The sequence below is a fragment of the Corynebacterium sp. HMSC05C01 genome (assembly GCF_001807155.1).
Classification (GTDB): Bacteria; Actinomycetota; Actinomycetes; order Mycobacteriales; family Mycobacteriaceae; genus Corynebacterium; species Corynebacterium coyleae.
On the sequence record NZ_KV787948.1, the window covers coordinates 174,771 to 181,205 of the forward strand.

At 58.3% G+C, this 6,435-nt stretch carries 2 protein-coding genes, 1 tRNA gene and 1 pseudogene; 3 read left to right on the forward strand and 1 reads right to left on the reverse strand.

The genetic code is table 11. The annotated features are described in order from the left end of the window. Nucleotides 1–1,769: pseudogene (locus HMPREF3145_RS04290) on the reverse strand (hypothetical protein); the annotation flags it as partial. A 169-nt stretch (nucleotides 1,770–1,938) separates the two neighbouring features. On the opposite strand from HMPREF3145_RS04290, the gene mgtE reads away from it, so the two are divergent. The 3 genes from mgtE to HMPREF3145_RS04305 all read left to right on the forward strand — a co-directional run. Further along, entirely contained in the window at nucleotides 1,939–3,291 is a 1,353-nt protein-coding gene (mgtE, locus tag HMPREF3145_RS04295) for a magnesium transporter (protein WP_070422014.1), read from the forward strand. A 73-nt stretch (nucleotides 3,292–3,364) separates the two neighbouring features. After that, nucleotides 3,365–3,440: transfer RNA gene (locus HMPREF3145_RS04300), tRNA-Arg, on the forward strand. 265 nt (nucleotides 3,441–3,705) lie between these two features. Beyond that, the coding region (locus HMPREF3145_RS04305; RefSeq protein ID WP_168162444.1) for an MSCRAMM family protein at nucleotides 3,706–6,435 on the forward strand (2,730 nt) is incomplete at its 3' end.

The following is a 6,435-nucleotide window of genomic DNA, read 5'->3' on the forward strand; positions in this document are numbered from 1 at the left end:
ACCACAACGGAGTTGTTCGAGCCGTTGTTGGACCCGTTGTCGTTCATGTTGCCCGTGATAACCGGGTTCAGGTTATCCGTAATGACAACGGACGGGTTGCCGTTGTTGTTGAAGTTGTCGCGCGGGTTCGCATTATCGGTAACAACCACGGAGTTGTTGGAGCCGTTGTCGCGAATGTCCACCGTCGGGTTCGCATTGTTCGTCACGACGACCGAGTTGCCGGAACCATTGTTGGAGCCGTTGTCACGGATCTCCACGGTCGGGTTGGCGTTGCCGGTGACGATGATGCCGCTCGGCTGCACCTCAACCTTGACGATGCCCTCCAGCGGGCTCTTGCCGTCCTTACCGCCACCGAGCAGACCGCCGAGAAGGTTGCCGAGGAGGCCGCCGGCGCCGCTGCCGTTACCGCCGCTGCCGCCTTCGGAGCCTTCGCCCTTGCCGCCACCGATCAGGTTGCCAATCAGGCTGCCCAGGCCGGTGCCACCGGTCGCACCGCCGATGATGCTTCCGAGCAGCGGGCCGAGAATGTCTGCTGCGGTACCTGCTACTTCAGCCGGGGTCTTGGACGGGTTCTTCGCAGCAATCTTCAGCGTTGCCTTGAACGTGTCCTTCGTGCCGTCGTCGTGGACCTGCTCGACGGAGACAGGCAGTTCAATGTCGCCTTCCGTGAAGGTGGTCGGCGGGGTGATGCGGACGCCGTCGGCGTCGGTGGTGACGCTCCAGCCGGTCGGCAGGCTCACGCCACCCTTGCTCAGGGTCACGCCCTTCGGCAGCTTGAGCGCATCCAGCGTCTTGGCGGAGGTGGACTTCTCAAAGTCGACCGGGTAGGTCTTCTCCAGTTCCTTTTCCCAATCGCCGACGGGGCGCTCGTCGATAACGTTCAGACGCAGCGTGGTCGTGAACGCCTCGCCCTCGGCGGGGGTCACCTTCACGGCGATGTCCTTGTTGCCGGTACCAAAAGCAGTCGCGGACTGCGGGCGAATCACGGTGAGGGTGCCGTTGTCGTTACGGAAGTTCCAGTTGAAGATCGTGTTCGTCGTCGGTGCGACGGTGTCACCCGGCTGCAGTTTCAGGCCTTCGACCACTGCTTCCTTCTTGTTCCAGAAGTTGGCGGTGTTGAAGCGACCGTTGAAGGCGTTTGCGGTTGTCTTCGGGGCATTGCTTGTCGACGACTCCTCCGCCGGCGGGGTAGCCGTCGTCGGAGCCGGCTCAGAGGTGGGCTCTTCTGCAGGAGCGGTCGTGGTCGGAGCGGGCTCCTCCGAGGTTGGGGCCTCAGGTGTCGGCTCCTCCGAGGTAGGAGCCTCAGGCGTTGGCTCCTCTGGGGTCGGGCAGGCGTCGGCAGGCTCGGTGAACGTGTTTCCCTCGGCCTTCTTATCCACGACGTTGACCTTCAGCGTGGTGTCGAAGGAAGAGCCGTCGGCCTTGGTTACCTTGACCGCAATGTTCTGGTTGCCCTTCCCGAAGGAGATCGCAGCCTCTGGACGGATGAGAATCAGGTTGCAGCCGCTGGTGCGGAAGCGCCATTTATTGCGGGCGAGAAGGAGTGCCGTTGCTTCGACCTTGTCGCCGGGCTCAAGCACAAGCCCTTCTACGACTGCTTCGTCGACATCCCAGAAGTTGGTGGTGGTGTAGGTGGTGTCGAACGCGCTGGCGTCGACAGCTGCCGCCACCGGGGTGATGCTGACGGGGGATACGAATGGCGCCACCAGCGCCAGGGAGAGCGCGCCCGCCGCGATGGATACGCGTCGGGAACGTACAGTTTTTGCCATGGGGGCTCCTTGGGTCTGGGCGATAACGCCGATTCCTGGGTGTTTCCGCGAGATGTATCGCAAAACGTTCGTAAAGTTTTACACATGCGTAATAAATGCGGAATAGCTATCTGGGAATAGCCCCCGCTCGGGTGAATATGAAGCCAGGTACGCTCGCGGTGTGAGAGCTATGCAAACGGCTGATTTGGCCAATATTGAACGGAAGTTGCGGCGCCGCCGCCTATCCCCGCGCGATTTGGCTGCTATGCAGCACAAACTCGCGGGGATGGACTTGCGTGACATCGTCCGTTTGGTGGAGCGGCAGCCGTCGAGACGCGGTGCGGAGCTGGTGCGACTGCTGCCAGCGCCTCGAGCCGCTGTGCTTTTCGACGCCCTCGCGCCCGCCCACCAGGCCGAAATCGTCGAAGCCTTAGGTGATCATCAGATCCCTGGCCTGTTCGATGCCCTCGGCACCGAGGACTTGGTCATGCTGCTCGATCACATGGATCCGGAGGTGGCGGAGCGGGTTCTCAACGAGTTGGATGAGGACGACCGCGCCTACACAGACCTGATTCTCGCCTACGAGAAGGGGTCGGTCGGCCGTGTCATGTCGCCGAATGTGGAGGCGGTTGGTGCGACGGAGACGGCGCAGGAGGTCGTCGATAAGCTGCGCGCGCATGTTGATGACCTGGAGACGATCTACACCGTGCCAGTTATCGACGACATGCACCACGTCACCGGCGTACTCAGCCTGAAGGACCTGTTCAAGGCGCGTGCGGACGACGAAGTGGGCACCATCATGCGCGAAACCCCCACCGTCGTGGAGAGCGAAGACGCCGAGTATGCGGCGCGTCGCCTGCTCGCGTCTGGTCACCTCGCGTACCCGGTGGTGGATAACGGCCAGCACCTTGTGGGCATTTTTACTTACGACGAGGCCCAGGACATCGTCGAGTTCGCCGACAGCGAGGACTCCGCACGTCAGGGTGGTTCCGAGTCGCTGAAGCAGCCGTATCTGTCCACGCCGGTGCTCAACCTGGTGCGATCCCGCATCGTGTGGCTGCTCGTGCTGGCGGTTTCCGCGATTCTGACCGTGCAGGTGCTCGGCATCTTTGAGGACACGCTCGCCCAAGTGACCGTGCTGTCCCTATTTATTCCGCTGCTGACCGGCACCGGCGGCAACACCGGTAACCAGGCCGCGACAACGGTGACGCGTGCGCTAGCGCTTCACGACGTGACCAAGGGCGACATCTTTAAAGTCATGTGGCGTGAACTGCGCGTCGGCGCGACCCTTGGTTCGGTGCTTGGCATCCTCGGTTTGGGTATCGCGTGGGCCGTTTTCGGGCAAGAAATAGGCATTGTGATCGGTTCCACACTTTTTTGTGTGTGCGCCATGTCCGCGACCGTCGGCGGCATCATGCCGATCATCGCTCGCGCAGTCGGCGCCGACCCGGCGGTGTTCTCCAACCCGTTCATCTCTACCTTCTGCGACGCGACCGGTTTGGTCATTTACTTCCTCATCGCCAAGAGTGTCCTTGGCCTGTAATGGTGTCCTGAACTGCCGTTTTGGTGGTGCGCCCTGCCGGGTGTAATGTTCTTCTTCGTTGCCAACAGGCACTGCGCCCGTAGCTCAACGGATAGAGCATCTGACTACGGATCAGAAGGTTGGGGGTTCGAATCCCTCCGGGCGCACCAATTTCGGGAAGGCCCCACACGGTTTGTGTGGGGCCTTCCCTTTTCGTATCCCTAGCGGTTTTTCTGAGACGCAATTACGGCAAAGATTAATAAACCCTTTGAATCTGAATAAACACTGATTAAGCAGGGGCTTTAGATGTGAGTGCGCTTGAAAGCGCCTGTCCAAGTTGGTAAATTATTTGGAAGTCTCGCGCGGAAGTTCGTGTTCTATGTACTTCTTGCCCGAATTTCTCCCGTTATAGAAAAATCAACCATTGGAGCAATCTTGAACAACGCTTCCTCTCCGTTCGATTTCAATGCAAACTTCTCCGCGCGCCGTTCCTCACGTCGCGGCTTCTCCGGCAAACGCACCGCCATTGCAGGTATGACCGCAGTGTCGCTGGCGCTGTCTGGCTTGACTGTGCCGAGTGTTGTTGGTGGGGAGGTGCAGGTTGCGGGGGCACAGGCCGGCAAAGTTGAAGCGGGTAAGACAGGTGCGATCTCCTACGCCAAGGGGAGTCGTTTCTACGGAATTGTGAATACACACCAAAAGCCGCCGGCAGGCATTGATACTGTGCGCATCCGTATCGACCCTAAAGAGTCGGCTCGTGAGCGATTCCTGGGCACGGATTCTTTCCCAGTGAAGGCTACGGTCCGCTACGCCTCTACCGAATACACAGTTGATGCCACCGCAACCCCGGATTCTGATGGTCGCGGTTTTGTGTTCACTCTGGCAGAGCAGGTTAAGAATTTGCCAGCTGGTGGTTCCATTTCGTTTAAGGCGGACCAACAAACGACTGCCGACAAAGTTCGGGCAACGGGTGGTTTTACAAACGCATCGGGACATGTGGAATTCCTTTTGGGGAGTGCCTCCTATACGGAATTCGTCCGATATGAGGTAAACGGCGAGGGTGCCGGTGTGGCTCCTGGTATCACTGTGCGGTTGTTGAAAGAGAGCAACCGTGAGGAAGTAACGACGGCGATTACTGATGAGAACGGGTACTTCTCATTCAGAGGCGTTCCTCGAGACCAGAAGTACATTGTGGAAGTTGTTCCGCCTGCTGGGTACCAGAAGCCGAAGGAGTCGCCTTGGGATGCCGTTGCTCAGGGGGATAGGCCTCAAACCTCGCCGTTTAACCTGCGTCCTTTGGATAAACCAGTAGAAAAGGGAACCCTCAACGTAAAGCTCAAGGGAGTTTCGGGTGAAAACCCGGTTAGCGTTCGCGTTGTCGGTCAAGGAATTGACCAAACCTTCGACGGGATCGATCGGGACCTTTCTGTTTCAAACCTGCCGGTCGGTGACTACAGCGTCACCGTGATCACTCCCTACGGGTACAAGGTTGTCGAGCCGGATTCCGGTACGCAGCAGGCAAGTGTTAAAAACGGCCTTGAAGAAAACATTGAATTCGATATCCGCGCAGCCGCGATCTTGAAGGTTGACCTCTCCTGGAGCGATGAGGAAGTACCGGTAACAATCCACGTCCAGGGGGAACACGTGAGTGGTTACCTCCGAAATATAGATGACAGCTTCTGGCTGACAGAGTTGCTTCCAGGCGAATACACGTTCACGGTGGTACAACCGGACGACTATTCTGGCACTGTCAAGGTCGGTGGGAAACCGGTTGCAGGCAATCGTGTTGATGTGCGGCTGGACCAAGAAAATCGTGTCGAGCTGAACGTTTCGCGTGACCGGGGCTCGATCACAGGCACCGTCAAAGACGAAGACGGCCCGCTTGCTGGCGTGAAGGTGACAGCTGGTGGACAAGAAGCAGTCACCGACAAGAACGGTAACTACACAATCTCCAATGTGAAGACCGGTACGCAAACGGTTTCTATCGTCGATGGCGGCAACTTAAGCAAATCTCACATGCTGCCAAACGCCGTGCAGAAACCGGTAAACAAGGGCGAGAGCACCCGTGCAGATTTCGTACTAGAGACTAAAAAGGGATCGCTGCGGGTAAATCTGGAAAACGTCTCCTCGTCGAATCCAGTGAACGTAACGGTGCAAGGGCCAGACTTCAATGACACGTTGGAGAATATGACTGGTTCCTTTTCGTTGAAACCCCTGAAGATCGGCGAATACACCGTGACAGTCACTCCGGTGAAAAAGGGATACTCGGTCGAGGGCCGCAATGAGGCCACGAAGCAGGTTGAACCAGATCAAGAGGCCAACCTCAAGTTCAAGGTCACCGCTGACAAGGTAGAAGGTAAGGTCACCGTTGTTAACGACGCGGGTACGCCGATGCCTGGCGTCAAGGTCACACTGAGCGACGGAACTTCAGCAACCACCAATGCGCAAGGTGTGGCTACGTTTACGGGGCTGACGCCGGGCAATTACGTCGCAAGTGTTTCCGCAGGCGAGTCGTACTCCGGTGGTAGTGCATCACTTAATGCGCGCGTCGGCGAGGGTGGCTCCACGACGCTGAGGGTGGGTTCCCTCAACCAAGTCACCGGCACGGTTGTCGACGATCTGGGTAACCCGGTAGAGGGCGCTACGGTCGTCGTCAAGCAGGGTGCTACCACCAAGACGACAAAGACCACGGATAAGGACGGCCGTTTCGACGCCGGCAAATTCGAGACTGGTTCGTACACCGCACAGGTGCTCGCGGGGAATACGTATAAGGCGTCTCAAGTTGAGTCCGTCAACGTTGAGCCAGGTAAGGGCACCAATGCCACTAAGCTGACGGTTCCGCTGATCCGTGGCGGACTTGCCGCATCGTTCTCTGGGCCGGTTGACCCCGCTTCGGTTGTCGTTACGGGTGGCCCGAAGAACATCAACCAGACGCTGAAGAAGACGAATGGGGGATACAGCCTGGATAACCTGTACCCGGGTAAGTACAGGGTCTCGGCAACGGCACCTCAGGACCACTCCATCGAGCCGAGCTTTAGAGACATTGAGGTCAAGTCCAAGGAAACCAACAAGGACGCAGCCTTCACCATTACTGCTGATAAGGGTTCGGTCTCTGGTGTTGTCAAGGATGACAATGATGAGCCGGTTAAGGGTGCGAAGGTTGTT